We start from the raw sequence: 14024 nt of genomic DNA on the forward strand, positions 1-14024 counted from the left end.
GTGCAACACCGGTCGGCCGCGACCGCGCTCAGGCAAAGGTGTCGTCGAACAGGCGGGCCGCCCATTTCAGCATCTGTTCGAAGTTGTCCTTGCTGCGCGTCGGCGCTTCACCGAAGGACGCATCGACCCGCTTCATCGATCCGCTCGCAGCATCGTAGGCAAAGACGGCATTCAGCCATGACGCCGTGTCGTAGGTGATCGGGCTGAAACAGGCGGAATTCGCCACTACGCTCTGCATGCGCACGGGTTCGTCCACCGGCCAGCCATTGATGAGCCGGACGATCGCGTCGGCACAAATCTTCGCCTCGGAGTTGGCGATATGCCCCGCTTTCGGCAGACCGGTGCCCTGCGCATCGCCGATCACATGGATGCGCGGCGCCGCCGTCGACGCGTAGGTCAGCGGATCCACCCCGGCCCATCGGCCATTCACGTTCACTACCCCGATGTCGTGCGCGAGCCTTGCCGCGGTGTTGCGTGGAATGACGTTCAGCACGTCGGCCCGCCAGGCGGTCTCGCCATCGAGGCCGTCGCTGACCCAAGCCAGCTTGCGACCGCCCTCGAAACTCACCCGCCTGACTTCGGCATTCGGGACATATTCGAGCCGACCGGCATACAGCTGGGCGAAGGCCTGGCGGAACATCAGAGGTTCGGCCTGAATATCCGCGTTGGCATCGAGCAGGACCAGCTTGGACCGGGGCTTCCTGCGCTTCAGGAAATCGGCGATCACGCAGGCGCGCTCATACGGCCCCGGCGGGCAACGGTAAGGTGACCGGGGAATGCTCATCACGACCGTTCCGCCATCACGCATCGCGTTCAACTGATCGCGCAAGGTCTGTGTCTGCGGACCCGCCACCCACGCATGCGGTACCAGAATCTGCTGCTCGGGTGTCTCCAGGCCCGGTACCGGATCAAACGCGATACCCGGTGCGATCACCAGCCGGTCGAAATCCACGGTGATGCCGCTGGCGAGGTCCAGCTTGCCTGCATCCGGATCAGCCGCCACCGCGCGGTCAGCCACCACCTCGATGCCGTAGCGCTGCTTCAGCTTGTCGTAGCCGAATCCCAGACCTGCCAGCTTGATCCGGTCATTCAGGACCAGATTGCTCAGGATGCAGGAAACATGACGTGCATTGGGCTCTACCAGCGTCACCGACACGCCGGCGCCGCCCCATTGCGCGATGTACTTCGCTGCGGTCGCTCCGCCAAAACCGCCGCCCACCACCACGATGCGCGCCGCGGCGGCACGGGCCGGCTTCGGAATGCCGGCCGCCATCCATGCGGCGGCACCGCCCAGCGCCCCCAGAAAGCCGCGACGATCCAGCGGCTGCTTGAACACAGTCTCGAAAGTCATGTCGGCGCCCTCAGCTCGATTTCCGTACGGTCGGCCGCTTCGCGGCCGCCTTTTTCGTTGACGCTTTCCGTGCCGGCACCTTCTTCGTGCTTGCGCCCCTTGCCTCCTTGTGCCCGTCGCGACTTGGTTCGTCCTCGGTGCCCGCGCCGCGCGCACCTGCGGCCGGCGCGTAACGGACGAACCAGTCGGCGATGCGTCGTATCTGGTCGTCCGTGTAGCCGCGTGCCTGCATATGCATGATGTCGAGCTCCTTGCTTGAAGCCCGCATCTCGGTCAGCTCTTCGGAAATTTCGGCGGCCGTCTCACCGTTCAGACGATCAAAGCCGCCTGCGCCGGACGCATCCGCGGCATGACAACCCAGGCACTGGGACGCCAGCAGCCGGTCATCTTCAACGGCGGCCCCGACGCCGAATGCGCTGGTCGCCAGACCGCCCGCCAGCGCAATACGTGCCAGCCTCTTCTTCAGGTCACTCATGGGAATCCTCCCGCATCGAGAACGAGGAAGATGCTCCCACCCGGCGCGATCCCGGGTGTTAACCAGGGATTACCGCACGGATTAAATGACGTTCATGTTGTAGACAGCTTCCGGCCGGCACGCGACAGGCGCAGCGTGCCTCCCGATCGCCGCCTCGGCAGCCGCCCCGGCAACGGATCAGAGGTTCTCGAACACTTCGCACTCACCCAGCGGCTTGCCCGCCAGATCCTTCGCCGACAGCAGCGGCTCGCCGTCCAGCGGCCACTGGACACCCACCGTCGGGTCGTTCCAGGCGAGGCTGCGCTCGTGCTCCGGCGCGTAGTAGTCGGTCGTCTTGTACAGGAAGTCCGCTGACTCGCTCAGCACGTAGAAACCGTGCGCAAACCCCGCTGGCACCCAGAACTGCCGGTGGTTCTCGCCGCTCAGTTCCACGCCGTGCCAGCGGCCGAAGGTGGGCGACGACCGGCGCAGGTCGACCGCGACGTCGAACACCCGCCCCTGCGACACGCGCACCAGCTTGCCCTGCGGCCGCTGCACCTGGTAGTGCAGTCCGCGCAGCACGCCGCGTCCGCTGCGCGAGTGGTTGTCCTGCACGAAGTCCAGCTTCAGCCCGGTCACCTCGGCAAAGGTGCGCGCGTTGAAGCTTTCCATGAAGAAGCCACGGGCGTCACCGAACACCTTCGGTTCAAGCACGAGCAGCCCGGGGATACCTGTTTCGATCACCTTCATCAGAACACCTGTTCGTCGATGATGCGCAGCAGATACTGGCCGTAACCGCTCTTGGCCAGCGGGGAGGCGATCTTCTTCAGTTGGTCGGAATCGATCCAGCCCTGCCGCCAGGCGATTTCTTCCGGGCAGGAAATCTTCAGGCCCTGGCGCTTCTCCAGTGTCTGGATGAACTGCGCCGCCTCGATCAGCGAGTCGTGCGTGCCGGTGTCCAGCCAGGCGTGACCGCGGCCCATCACCTGCACTTCCAGCGCGCCGCGTTCCAGATACACGCGGTTCAGGTCGGTGATCTCGAGTTCACCGCGCGGAGACGGCTTCAGTGCCTTGGCGATCGTGCTCGCCTGCCCGTCGTAGAAATAAAGCCCGGTCACCGCGTAGCGGCTGCGCGGCTTGGCCGGCTTCTCTTCCAGACTGATCGCGCGTCCGTTGGCGTCGAACTCGACCACGCCATAGCGCTCCGGGTCGGTCACGCCGTAGGCGAACACCGTAGCCCCTGTCTCGCGTGCGCTGGCCGACTTCAGGTCATGCGCGAATTCGTGGCCGTAGAAAAGGTTGTCGCCGAGCACCAGCGCCGAGGGACCGCCGCCGATGAAGTCCTCGCCGATGATGAAGGCCTGCGCCAGGCCGTCCGGGCTGGGCTGCACCGCGTACTCGATCCGCATGCCCCAGGCCGAACCGTCGCCGAGCAAGGACTGGAAGCGCGGCGTGTCCTGCGGCGTCGAAATCACCAGTACGTCGCGTATGCCCGCCAGCATCAGCGTCGACAGCGGGTAGTAGATCATCGGCTTGTCGTAGACCGGCATCAGCTGCTTCGATACCGCGATCGTCACCGGGTGCAGGCGCGTGCCGGATCCACCGGCCAGTACGATGCCTTTGCGTGTCATGAGGGTGCTCCTGATTCTGTTCAGAGGATTTCGGCCAGCATGCGGTCCACGCCCTGCTGCCAGGGCGGCAGCACGAGGTCGAAGGTGTCACGCAGCCGGCGGGTATCGAGCCGCGAATTGAGCGGACGCGTGGCCGGTGTGGGGTAATCGGTGGTCGGGATGGGCAGGATGGCGTCCGGTGCAACCTTGATCGCGTGACCGGCCGCGCGCGCGCGTTCGATCACATGGGTGGCGTAACCATGCCAGGACGTTTCGCCGGCGGCGACGCAGTGGTAGAGCCCGCTCAGTTCGGGCCGGGCGCGCAGCATGCGCGCAGCGTGTGCGCTGACGTCGGCCAGCAGTTCGGCGCCGGTCGGCGCGCCGATCTGGTCGGCGATGACGGTGAGCCGTTCGCGCTCCTTCGCCAGTTTCAGCATGGTCTTCGCGAAGTTGCCGCCGCGTGCAGCATAGACCCAGCTGGTGCGGAGGATGAGGTGAGTGGCGCCGGACGCGGCGATCAGCTGCTCGCCCTCCAGCTTGGTGCGGCCATAGACGCTGAGCGGCCCGGTCGCCGCCGCCTCGTCGCGCGGGGCGTCACCGCTGCCGTCGAACACGTAATCCGTCGAATAGTGAACAAGGTGGGCGCCGAGTGCCTTCGCTTCCTGTGCGATACGCCCGGGCGTGGTCGCGTTGATCAGGCGCGCCAGATCGGCCTCGCTCTCGGCCTTGTCGACCGCCGTGTGCGCTGCGGCATTGACGATCAAGTCCGGCGCCACAACGCGGACGGTCGCGGCCACGGCCTCGGGCTGACTGAAGTCGCCGGACAGTTGTCCGGTGCTGTCGAAGTCCAGCGCAATCAGCTCACCCAGTGGAGCAAGCGCGCGCTGCAGTTCCCAGCCAACCTGTCCACCCTTGCCGAACAGCAGGACTTTCATGCCGACGCTCCGCCGTATTGCTTGCTCACCCAGTCGCGATAACCGCCGCTGAGCACGTCCTGCACCCAGGTCTGGTTGTCCAGATACCAGCGCACCGTCTTGCGGATGCCGGTGTCGAAGGTTTCCGCCGGCCGCCACCCCAGTTCACGCTCGATCTTGCGGGCGTCGATCGCGTAGCGCCGGTCGTGGCCGGGGCGGTCCTTCACATAGGTGATCAGCCGTTCGTAGGGGCCGGAAGCGTCCGGCCTCATTTCGTCGAGCAGCGCGCACACGGTGCGCACGATGTCGATGTTCGGCTTCTCGTTCCAGCCACCGATGTTGTAGGTCTCGCCCAGACGGCCGCGCGCCAGCACTTCGCGGATGGCCGCGCAGTGGTCCTTTACGTACAGCCAGTCGCGCACCTGCTGCCCGTCGCCATACACGGGCAGCGGCTTGCCGGCCAGCGCATTGACGATGATGAGCGGGATCAGCTTCTCTGGAAAGTGGTAGGGGCCGTAGTTGTTCGAACAGTTGGTGGTCACCACCGGCAGGCCGTAGGTGTGGTGCCAGGCGCGTACCAGATGGTCGCTCGCCGCCTTGCTCGCCGAGTAGGGGCTGTTCGGTTCGTAGGCATTGGTTTCGGCAAACGGCGGGTCGCTCGGCTTGAGCGAGCCATAGACTTCGTCGGTGCTCACGTGGTGGAAGCGGAAGGCGGCCTTGTCGTCGCCTTCGAGCGTGCCCCAGTAGCCACGGGCCGCTTCCAGCAGCGTGAAGGTGCCGGTGACGTTGGTGCGCATGAATTCGCCCGGGCCGTGGATCGAGCGGTCGACGTGCGATTCGGCGGCGAAATGCACGATGGCGCGCGGACGGTGCTGCGCGAGCAGGCGGTCGATCAGATCACGGTCGCAGATGTCGCCGTGCACAAAGATATGCCGCCCGTCGCCATCGAGCGACGCCAGGTTGGCGCGGTTGCCCGCGTAGGTCAGCGCGTCGAGGTTGACGACCGGCTCATCGCTGCCGGCCAGCCAGTCGAGAACGAAGTTGCTGCCGATGAAGCCGGCACCGCCGGTTACCAGGATGGTCATGATGCAAACGCCTGTGCGATTGTTAGGGCCATCACTTTACCGCCTGGCATGACAGCACGCGGTGAAAGCTGCGCGATGCCTCGACCTGCTCAGCGCAGCAGCTTCACCACCGGATCCGCGTACGGCCCCTCGATGCTCACCGGCGCGCGCACCGTCGTTGCCGAGCCCTGCAAGGTCACATCGAGACGCCCGCGCAGGGTGTCGTCGGCAAGACGCAGCGTACCGTTGGCGCCGACCAGGCCCGATTCCATCACCACCTGGCTCAGGCTCACGCCGCTGGCGTCGACCACCGCATTGGCGTCCAGCCGATCGAAGCGCGTGCTGCCGCCGCGCACACCACCCGGTCGGGGAATGCGCACCGCCTGCACAAGATCGACGCGCTCGATCTGCCCGCGCTGCACGCCCATCGTGCCGGTGCCCCGGAGGTTCTTCTGCAGTTCCTCGTAGTTCCTGCCCTCGCCGGTCAGCGACAGGGACAAGGACAGATCGCCGGTCAGCAACAGCGTCGGTGCAAACACCTTCAGCAGGCCGCCAAGGCTGAGACGGGAGGTCTGCAACTGCCCTTCGAACCTTGCGACATCCGCAAAGTCCAGCGCGACGCTGCCGGTCGCATAACCGTCGTAGAGTTTCACATCCAGCTTGTCGAACTGCAGACGACGACTGTTCAGCGTGCCCTGCGCCTCCAGCACGTCGAACAGCAGCGAAGGCTTGCCCGGGGTCTGCCACCCCAGCGCCGTCATCGACACGCTCCAGACGCCGCCGGCGTTGTTGCCCTGAAGCTTGAGCCCGCCGTCGGCAGAGGCGAGCGACAGGCGCGTCAGCACGCCGTTCTCGTCCAGCGCCAGATCGCCGCCGAGGGCGCCGATCGAACCGTCGAGCAACACGATGCTGGCGTCGACCATGCTGACGTGCTCGACCGTGACCCAGCGCGAAGCCCAGTTGATGTCCTGGCGGCGCGACAGCGCGGGCAGGAAAGACAGATTCAGTGCCGCACGCTCGATGCGCACGTCGCGCAGAACCGTGCGTTCCGACAGCAGCGTGGACACCCGCGGCAGCAACTTCACCGCGCCGATTTCGAGTTGCCCCGGCCCACCCACCGTCACCCCTTCAAGCGCGATGGACGGCTCGGGGAACAGACTGGGCGAAACCGAAGCGATGCGCACCGGCTGCCCCAGCAATTCGGTCGCCAGGGACTCGAAGTGCGGCAGATGGCGCTGATAGGGATAAAGGAAGAAAAGACCGACCAGCAGCACCAGCAGCACCGACGCGGAAAGGACGATTTTCTTGCCAAGCGAACCCGGGGGGCCCTTGCGGTCCCCGACGCGTCCGGCGAACAGGTCGAACACTCGTTGCAGGCCACCGCCGCTCCGCTCCGCGGCAGCGGCATCCGGCGAGGCGGACATCATCGCGCGACGAATGGCACCCCGTACATCGTCGGCCGCAGACAACGCTGCAGCCGGGGCCGGGGCATTCGCCGGGGCCGGCGCCGCCAGTTCGGGCAAGGCCATCGCGAACTCGTCGAGCACCGGTGATTCCTTCGCGGACGCCTTTTCATGCGCCCGCCGGATGTCGTCCGACACCGGCGTGATCGGCTGGCTGACCAGATCCTCGATATCGACCAGCATGGACGACAGCTCTGCGCGGTCCGCCTCCTCGCCCTGCGCGGGCGCGTCGATCCGGCGCACCAGTCCGCGGTGCTCCAGTTCGCCGACCAGGCCCTCGACGATGAGCGGATCGCCAAACTGCTGCGCCAGATTGCCGACAGGCGTGCGCCCATCGATCATGATCAGGATGGAGCGCAGGTTGCGCTGGACGATGGTGCGCTTGCTCACCGCCTCTTCGCCGGCCTCGGTCTTTACGTAAACAGCATTTTCGTTCATGGATGCGCGCTGGCCGCCTTGCCGCGCCGGCTCGATCACCGACGCTGAAGAGATGAAGTCATGCGGTTGTGGCTGCCAGACAGTCTTGCAGGCAGCGGTGACGCGATCATAAATCGACTCGGGTGCCGAGTGACCGCACATTCAGCCCGAAGAAAATATCCCATCAATCGCTTGACGATTATCGGAAGGCTGTCTATAGTTGCGGCCTCTTTCTTCCCCGATAGCTCAGTCGGTAGAGCGCCGGACTGTTAATCCGTAGGTCCCTGGTTCGAGCCCAGGTCGGGGAGCCAAGACACAAAAGGCCCGCAGCGATGCGGGCCTTTTCCGTTTACGCGCGGAATCCGATTGCTGCGGCGAAGCGGATGCCTGTGTAGCGCCCCGCCGGGCGATGTCGGACTGCGGGACGAGACCAACGTAACCCGGCCGACCAGATCCCGTGGGGCGGATGAGATCGGCCGGGTATGGACACACCTCCTGGCGTCGGAGCGGTCGGCCACGCCGACGCTACCCCGGCAATCCATCAGTCAGTATCAGCGAGTGCAGTCCTGATCACTGTCTGCCGTGTAGATGGCGAACGTATCTGCCATCGCCTCCTCAAGGTGCTGCAACGCTCGTGCGAAGCGGCTTGCAGTCCTGCATGCACCGGGCTGCGCTCGTATCAGGCCGGTCGTCGACGATGAAGCCGTCCCGGTTCGGCATCCGGATCGCCGCCAGGCTGGTCGAGTTCATTTCCACGTCCTGGTCCACCAACCCGTTGAGGTGCAGCAGGTAAGCCGTCACCGCGTAGGTCTCGTCGTTACTGAGCGACTGCGGCTCGGTCAGCGGCATTGCGCGGCGGATGTAATCGAACAGTGCCGGGGCATACGGATACATGCTGCCCGGCGTGAGCAGACGTTTGTCTGTCTTGAACGAGCCGATACCGCCAACCATGGTTCCGAACATCGGACCACCAGCCGCCGCGGCGCCATGGCACGACGCGCACTTTGCGTCGAACAGCGCCTTGCCTGTCCGCGCGTTGCCGGAACCCGGCGGCAGCCCCTGCCCGTCCGGGCCGCGGACATCGATATTCCACGCGACGAGATCCGCTTCTGCGACGGGGGCGCCGAGCGCCATCGAGCGGGCATGAGGCGATGCCGTCGTCGAGCTCACGGTATTTCCCGCGCAGCCCGCCAGCAGCATGACAGTGGCCAGAGCCATCGTGACTGTTTCAAGCGATCGCATTCTTCACCTCCCCCGCTTCGTTGATGGACCACGGGAACACCCCGTTGTGGTGCTGCACGAAGCCGGTGATCGCGCGTACTTTTTGGATGTCTTCGACCGTCGGCTGGACATAGCCGGTCGAGTCGACGCAGCGGCTCGCTATCGTTGTCGGACCACCGTTCCAGTTCCACTGCAGCCGGAATCGCGTCAGGCACTTGTCCATCACCGGCCCTTCCAGTTGCGCCTGGCGCCACGTACGACCGCCATCGAGCGTGACGTCCACCGCACGTATGCTCCCCTTGCCGGACCATGCGAAGCCGACGATCTCGATCGGCCCCGGGCGGATCTTCATGCTGCCCGAAGGTGAGGTGATCACCGACTTCGCCTCCATCTCGAAGCTGAACTGACGCCACTTGCCGTCGGGCATCGGGTCTGTGTAGCGCGCGGTCTCGCTGCGCAGGTGCCAGGGCTGGTCGCCCAGCTTGAGCCGGCGCAGCCACTTGATGCTGACGTTGCCTTCCCAGCCCGGAATGAACAGACGGAGCGGGTAACCGTTCTCCGGTCTGAGCATTTCGCCGTTTGCCGCATAGACGATGAGCGCGTCCTCCATCAGCTTCTTCATCGGAATACTGCGTGCATGCGCCGCACCATCCCCGCCCTCGGCCAGTGCCCACGTCGCCGAAGGGGAGACGCCCGCCTCGTCGAGCAACGTCGATACCGGAATGCCGGTCCACTGCGCGCATGACAGCAGTCCGTGTGTCTGCTGCACGGTGCGGGCAGCCGGCTTCAGCCAGTCAGTCAGACCATTGCCCGAGCACTCCATGAAGTGGAAGCGCGACACCGACGGATACTTCATCAGGTCGGACATGGAGAACACCAAGGGCTGGCGGACCATGCCGTGAATGACGAAACGATGCTGATCGGGGTTGATGTCAGGTACCCCGTTGTGGTGCCTTTCGTAGATCAGCCCGTTCGGAGTGACGGTACCCAGTTGCTGATGCAGGGGCGTGAAGCTCCAGTCCGAATAGTTCTGCTTGTTCACCAGCACGTCGGTTCGCCGTCGTTTGACGTGCGACTCGTACTTCGATGGCACACCGTACTCTTCAGGGGGCAGCGGGCGTCCGAGTGTCTTGTTCGACTCCGGCACCGACAGCGGCTCCGCGCGCGCGACACCGACACCAGCCAGCCCGGTCACCGCGGCGGCGGCCGTCTTCGCGAGCAGCGCGCGTCGCGACGGATTGTGCGTAATCGAACTGTGGGCTTCGAGTTCGGTTCGAGCGGCCGCGACCAAACGTACTCCGTCAATCTTCTGATCCACGATGACCTCCAGGTGGTTGGGAATCTCCGATGACCGGACTGTACCGATCGGTCGGTATACTACGTCGGCGTACTGGCTGGATCAATCAATTCCTGCGGGCGGCGGACGAAACTCGCTCCGTGGCATCCCCACCGCGTGGATGTCGCTCAACGCATCGCTTTGGGCACGATGCTTTGAACGCAAGGCACAGCGGGTAATTTATGATCTGCAGATCTTTGGACTCTGGCCCCTCCGGGGCCGACCTCATGAGCGTCGACACGAAGGACGACCGTTCGCAGCGGGCACGCATCGTAAAGGCGGCCGCCCGCCTTTTTGCCGAGCGCGGCTATCACGCGGTGGGAATGACCGAGCTGCAGAACGCAGTACAGCTTGGCCGAGGGGCGCTCTACCACCACATCCGCAGCAAGGACGACCTTCTCTACGACATTGCCCGCGAGTACATCACCGATCTGAACGAACTTGCAGTGACCGCAGAACAGGAAACGGACCCGAGAAGGCGCATCTGCATACTGGGTCACCACCTGATCTCGATGATCGCGTCCCATCAGGCGGAGCTGACGGTGTGCTTTCGGGAAGTCCAGTCGCTGACAGATACGCGCCGTGCGGAAGTGCTGGCGCTGCACACGCGCTACGAACGTGTCTGGAAGGACGCCTTCATCGCCGGCGCCGAACAGGGTCTCTTCAGGCCATACGACCCGGTCGTGCTGAAAGGCGTACTGGGCATGTATTTCTACAGCTACCTCTGGATGCGTCCGGACGGCTCGCTCGGCGCAGAGACGATTTCCGAGCGCTTCAATGAGATGGCGCTCCGCATGCTGGCGATCGGCTGAAGCCGTCATCACTCGCCGATGCCCTGCAACCTTGCCGCGGGCTCGCCACCATCGATCGCCCGCCGCCACCGGCACTCCATGCTCCGCCCCGTGCGTGACAGGATGGGAAATGTGGCGCAGCGCGAGCCGGAGCCCGATCCGCGTTCGTGCGGACACATCAGAACTCGACCATGAAGCTGTAGCCATGGCGCTCAAATCCGAGGAGCTCATAGAAGCGGTGCGCTTTTTCACGCCTCGTGTGGCTGGACAACGCGAGCTTGTAGCACCCCGCTTCGGCACAACAATCCATCGCGTAGCGCATCATCGCCTGGCCGACACCTCGCTGGCGATGTCCGGGGGCGACCACCACATCCTCGACGACCGCGTGCGGACGCCCTCCGTGCGCCAGGCCATCGACGATGATCAGGGCGAAAGTCCCCACCCGGTCACCGTCGCATTCGGCGACGAAGATGCGGTAATCGGGATACCGCATGATCTTTCTGAACCGCACCTGCGCCTCGGTCAGCGGCAATGATGGCTCGGGCGAGAAGTCGAGCGATGTGTACATGTCGAGCAGCCAGTCGAGATCTTCATCTCCCGCTCTTCGTATCGATATGGCCTGCCCTAATGACTTCATCGCCGCCTCCCCGCCCATTGCCTCAGAGTCCGAGAACCTGCTTCGCGTTGCCACCCATCACCTTGTCGATGACTGACTCCTTGAAGCCGAGCGCGCGGTAGTCTTCGACGGACTGCGCCATCGCACGGAAAGGATAGGAACTGCCAAAGAGCAACTGGTCCTGCATGAAGCCATTCGCCGCCTCGACATACAGCGAGCCACCGGGCAGGAAGATGTACATGTCGGCGACGACGAACACGTTGTCCCAGCGGAAGGCGATGCCCACCATCTCGTTCACGTAGGGCCAGAAGCCGTGATAGCAGACGATCTTGAGCTGAGGAAAATTCTTCGCCACGCGGCCGATCGACGCGGGATCGGTCAGTTCGAAGCGCGGCGTGGTCGGACCCGACATGATGGTCACCGGCACGCCGAGCGCCTGGCAGGCCTCGTACACCGGATAGAGCTGCGCATCGTCGGCAGCCACCTGCGGATTGCAGAAGCCGGGCTCGATGTTGATGCCCTTCAGGCCGAGCTTGCCGACCGCGCGCTCGATTTCGTCGGTCGCCGCCTTGATGCCGCTGGCGTGCGGATCGACCGAGCCGATGCCCACGAGCTCCTTGTGCTCCGACACCATCTTCATGATCTCGTCGTTCGAATGCTTGATCCCCGGTGTGTCACGGCCAACCACGACAGCTTGGGCTATCCCCGCTGCGCGGATCTCCTTGACGAAGGAACTGGCGTTCTTCGAGCGGGTGAAATGCAATTCGTCCTGGGATCCGGTCCGGCGATTCAGCCACTTCACCACCTCGAACGAGGGGGTGTCCGGCGTTGCGCCATAGAAGTCATGCAGGTAGGAAGGTCTGCTGCGCATGTCGATCACGGTCTGGGTCATGGTGTCCGCCTGTCTTGAGTCGTTGAGAGTGGGGCAGAGCCCCGTCCGGCTGTTGCGCGGAAATGCCTTGAAGCGAATCCGCGTTTTCTTGGCGCGAGCGGTCCCCGCGCGCGTACCGTCAGGCACGCACGTCAAGGTGTTCCGCCGCGCGCCGTGTGGCGCGATGCGTCACGCCCTCTGTGATCTCCTTGCGTAGGATTCGACGAAGTCGGCCGCCGCCTTGCTGCCGCCGGCGAAGGACCTCATGGCCTCTTCGTGCAGCAGTGACAGCGCGGTCATCTTCACTTCATTGGCGCGGTCGCCGAGGAAGAAGTCGGCCAGCTTGCGTGGCCGCGGAATGTCCACCTCGATGGTGGCTCTCACCCGGGTCGGGATGTTGCTCATGATGATCAGGCGGTCGGCCAGGAACAGCGCCTCGTCGATGTCGGTGGTAACGAAGAAGGTCGTGCGGCGGGACTCCTCGTACAGCGCGGAGTAGTACTCCCACATCAGTTCCTTCGACATCGCGTCCAGTCCGCGGAACGGCTCGTCGAGGATCATCACTTCAGGGTTGTTGATCATCGCGCGCGCGAGTTCCGCCCGCCGCTGCATGCCACCGGACAGCTGCATCGGATACTTGCTGCGGAAGTCGCGCAGGCCCACCTTGTCGAGCAGGAACTCGGCGAGATCGCGGGCCTTCTTGTCGTCCTCACCTCGCGCAATCGGTCCATACATGATGTTGTCGTACGACGTCATCCACGGAAAAAGCGCCGACTCCTGAAACACCACCAGTCGATCCCGACCCGGCCCGGTGACCGGCTTGCCGTTCAGCAGGATGTTGCCCGTCGTCGGCTTCTCGAAACCCGCAAGCAACTTGATCAGGGTGCTCTTGCCGCAGCCGGAGGGACCGATCATCACGGTGAGCTTGCCGCGCTCGACGTTGAACGAACAGTCCTTCACCACCTTCTTCTCGAACAGCCCCGTGCCATAGGACTTGCTGACATTGCTGACGATCATTTCCCCGGCACTGATCGCGATCTTGCTGGTGATCGGCGCCATCGCACCGTGTTGTGCACTTGCCATGATTCACCTCCTTACCGTGTTCTGAGCCAGGGCGTGAAGAAGCCACCGATGCCGCGCAGAAGCTCGCTGCACGCATAGCCGGCGATGCCGATGCTGATCATTCCGATGACGATCTGCTCATAGGAGCCGCCGACATAGGAGTTCCAGATGAAGAACCCGAGACCGCCGCCCGATCCCCCGCCGCCACCGCCGCCGGAAATCATCTCGGCGGCCACCACCACGTTCCAGGTGATGCCCATGCCCACCGATGAACCCACCACGATGGACGGCACGGTCGCCGGCAGCACGATGCGCCTGAAGATGTCCCACTGCGACGAGCCCATGGCCTGTGCAGACTGGTAGAAGCGCATGTCGATCGACCGCGCACCGCCCAGCACGTTGATCACCACCGTGAAGAAGGCGCCGAGGAAGGTGACGAACGCAATCGACAGCTCTTCGGTCGGCCAGAAGATGATGGCGACCGGCACCCAGGCAAGCGGCGGTATCGGCCGCAGGATTTCGAACGACGGGAAGGTGATCGAATTGAAAGTTCGACTGACCGCCATCAGCAGGCCAAGCGGTATGCCGATCACCATCGCCGCGACGAAGCCGCTCAGTACGCGCATCAGGCTCAGGTACCAGCTCTGCCAGTAGCCGGTATCACCCAGCAGGTCCCACCACACCGACAGCACGCTAGTCGGCGGCGGTACCAGCCCGATCCAGGGCATCGTGAAGCCCGCCCATTCCTTCGACCGCGATCCCGCCTCCCACAGAATCAGGAAAACGGTGATCGACACGATGGCGCGCAGCGTCGTGCGACTGAATAGCGAACGCCGTATCTTCTTCATGTTCAT

General features: G+C 64.3%; 14 protein-coding genes and 1 tRNA gene. 2 read left to right on the plus strand and 13 right to left on the minus strand.

The window, feature by feature from the left end; genetic code table 11:
* Nucleotides 1-28: 28 nt before the first annotated feature.
* The 7 genes from WDZ97_RS07705 to WDZ97_RS07735 form a co-directional block, all read right to left on the minus strand.
* Nucleotides 29-1351: an FAD-dependent oxidoreductase gene (locus WDZ97_RS07705; RefSeq protein WP_425762360.1), complete on the minus strand. Its 1323-nt coding sequence runs from the start codon at nucleotides 1349-1351 to the stop codon at nucleotides 29-31.
* 10 nt (nucleotides 1352-1361) lie between these two features.
* The gene (locus WDZ97_RS07710) at nucleotides 1362-1826 is read right to left on the minus strand and encodes a c-type cytochrome (protein ID WP_425762361.1); all 465 of its coding nucleotides are present in this window, start codon (nucleotides 1824-1826) and stop codon (nucleotides 1362-1364) included.
* A 177-nt stretch (nucleotides 1827-2003) separates the two neighbouring features.
* A complete protein-coding gene (gene rfbC, locus WDZ97_RS07715; RefSeq protein WP_425762362.1) occupies nucleotides 2004-2555 on the minus strand; it encodes a dTDP-4-dehydrorhamnose 3,5-epimerase in 552 nt (183 codons plus the stop codon).
* Entirely contained in the window at nucleotides 2555-3436 is an 882-nt protein-coding gene (rfbA, locus tag WDZ97_RS07720; protein ID WP_425762363.1) for a glucose-1-phosphate thymidylyltransferase RfbA, read from the minus strand. Before rfbA ends, rfbC begins: the two co-directional genes overlap by 1 nt.
* 20 nt (nucleotides 3437-3456) lie before the next feature.
* The gene (gene rfbD, locus WDZ97_RS07725; RefSeq protein WP_425762364.1) at nucleotides 3457-4350 is read right to left on the minus strand and encodes a dTDP-4-dehydrorhamnose reductase; all 894 of its coding nucleotides are present in this window, start codon (nucleotides 4348-4350) and stop codon (nucleotides 3457-3459) included.
* Nucleotides 4347-5414, minus strand: coding sequence for a dTDP-glucose 4,6-dehydratase (gene rfbB / locus WDZ97_RS07730; protein WP_425762365.1), 1068 nt, complete (start codon nucleotides 5412-5414; stop codon nucleotides 4347-4349). The genes rfbD and rfbB overlap by 4 nt, the downstream gene beginning before the upstream one ends.
* 89 nt (nucleotides 5415-5503) lie before the next feature.
* On the minus strand, nucleotides 5504-7294 hold the full coding sequence (locus WDZ97_RS07735; protein WP_425762366.1) for an AsmA-like C-terminal region-containing protein: 1791 nt from the start codon (nucleotides 7292-7294) through the stop codon (nucleotides 5504-5506).
* A 214-nt stretch (nucleotides 7295-7508) separates the two neighbouring features.
* On the opposite strand from WDZ97_RS07735, the gene WDZ97_RS07740 reads away from it, so the two are divergent.
* Nucleotides 7509-7584 (plus strand) — tRNA-Asn (locus WDZ97_RS07740).
* A gap of 304 nt (nucleotides 7585-7888) precedes the next feature.
* On the opposite strand, the gene WDZ97_RS07745 is transcribed toward WDZ97_RS07740, so the two are convergent.
* On the minus strand, nucleotides 7889-8515 hold the full coding sequence (locus WDZ97_RS07745; RefSeq protein ID WP_304002945.1) for a c-type cytochrome: 627 nt from the start codon (nucleotides 8513-8515) through the stop codon (nucleotides 7889-7891).
* The gene (soxC, locus tag WDZ97_RS07750; RefSeq protein ID WP_304002947.1) at nucleotides 8502-9812 is read right to left on the minus strand and encodes a sulfite dehydrogenase; all 1311 of its coding nucleotides are present in this window, start codon (nucleotides 9810-9812) and stop codon (nucleotides 8502-8504) included. Before soxC ends, WDZ97_RS07745 begins: the two co-directional genes overlap by 14 nt.
* A gap of 245 nt (nucleotides 9813-10057) precedes the next feature.
* Between soxC and WDZ97_RS07755 the strand changes: the two genes are divergently transcribed.
* Nucleotides 10058-10642, plus strand: coding sequence for a TetR/AcrR family transcriptional regulator (locus WDZ97_RS07755; RefSeq protein ID WP_304002950.1), 585 nt, complete (start codon nucleotides 10058-10060; stop codon nucleotides 10640-10642).
* A 157-nt stretch (nucleotides 10643-10799) separates the two neighbouring features.
* Here WDZ97_RS07755 and WDZ97_RS07760 read toward each other — a convergent pair whose 3' ends face one another.
* The 4 genes from WDZ97_RS07760 to WDZ97_RS07775 all read right to left on the minus strand — a co-directional run bounded on the left by WDZ97_RS07760 (nucleotide 10800) and on the right by WDZ97_RS07775 (nucleotide 14024).
* Nucleotides 10800-11276 (minus strand): GNAT family N-acetyltransferase, encoded by a 477-nt coding sequence (locus tag WDZ97_RS07760; RefSeq protein WP_304002952.1) that lies wholly within the window; start codon nucleotides 11274-11276, stop codon nucleotides 10800-10802.
* Nucleotides 11277-11280: 4 nt separating this feature from the next.
* Nucleotides 11281-12129, minus strand: coding sequence for an amidohydrolase family protein (locus tag WDZ97_RS07765; RefSeq protein ID WP_425762367.1), 849 nt, complete (start codon nucleotides 12127-12129; stop codon nucleotides 11281-11283).
* Between the two features lie 168 nt (nucleotides 12130-12297).
* Nucleotides 12298-13191, minus strand: a complete 894-nt coding sequence (locus WDZ97_RS07770; RefSeq protein ID WP_425762368.1) for an ABC transporter ATP-binding protein — start codon at nucleotides 13189-13191, stop codon at nucleotides 12298-12300.
* Nucleotides 13192-13202: 11 nt separating this feature from the next.
* Nucleotides 13203-14024, minus strand: coding sequence for an ABC transporter permease (locus WDZ97_RS07775; RefSeq protein WP_304002958.1), 822 nt, complete (start codon nucleotides 14022-14024; stop codon nucleotides 13203-13205).

This window comes from Methyloversatilis sp. MC4-4, from assembly GCF_049843555.1.
Classification (GTDB): Bacteria; Pseudomonadota; Gammaproteobacteria; order Burkholderiales; family Rhodocyclaceae; genus Methyloversatilis; species Methyloversatilis discipulorum_B.

Excerpts from the sequence above, each read along its gene's own strand:
- WDZ97_RS07765 (WP_425762367.1), bottom strand. The coding sequence starts at position 12,129 with ATGACCCAGACCGTGATCGACATGCGCAGCAGACCTTCCTACCTGCAT.
- WDZ97_RS07775 (WP_304002958.1), bottom strand. The coding sequence starts at position 14,024 with ATGAACATGAAGAAGATACGGCGTTCGCTATTCAGTCGCACGACGCTG.
- WDZ97_RS07710 (WP_425762361.1), bottom strand. The coding sequence starts at position 1,826 with ATGAGTGACCTGAAGAAGAGGCTGGCACGTATTGCGCTGGCGGGCGGT.
- WDZ97_RS07705 (WP_425762360.1), bottom strand. The coding sequence starts at position 1,351 with ATGACTTTCGAGACTGTGTTCAAGCAGCCGCTGGATCGTCGCGGCTTT.
- WDZ97_RS07760 (WP_304002952.1), bottom strand. The coding sequence starts at position 11,276 with ATGGGCGGGGAGGCGGCGATGAAGTCATTAGGGCAGGCCATATCGATA.
- WDZ97_RS07770 (WP_425762368.1), bottom strand. The coding sequence starts at position 13,191 with ATGGCAAGTGCACAACACGGTGCGATGGCGCCGATCACCAGCAAGATC.
- rfbA (WP_425762363.1), bottom strand. The coding sequence starts at position 3,436 with ATGACACGCAAAGGCATCGTACTGGCCGGTGGATCCGGCACGCGCCTG.
- WDZ97_RS07755 (WP_304002950.1), top strand. The coding sequence starts at position 10,058 with ATGAGCGTCGACACGAAGGACGACCGTTCGCAGCGGGCACGCATCGTA.
- WDZ97_RS07745 (WP_304002945.1), bottom strand. The coding sequence starts at position 8,515 with ATGCGATCGCTTGAAACAGTCACGATGGCTCTGGCCACTGTCATGCTG.
- WDZ97_RS07735 (WP_425762366.1), bottom strand. The coding sequence starts at position 7,294 with ATGAACGAAAATGCTGTTTACGTAAAGACCGAGGCCGGCGAAGAGGCG.
- rfbD (WP_425762364.1), bottom strand. The coding sequence starts at position 4,350 with ATGAAAGTCCTGCTGTTCGGCAAGGGTGGACAGGTTGGCTGGGAACTG.
- rfbC (WP_425762362.1), bottom strand. The coding sequence starts at position 2,555 with ATGAAGGTGATCGAAACAGGTATCCCCGGGCTGCTCGTGCTTGAACCG.
- rfbB (WP_425762365.1), bottom strand. The coding sequence starts at position 5,414 with ATGACCATCCTGGTAACCGGCGGTGCCGGCTTCATCGGCAGCAACTTC.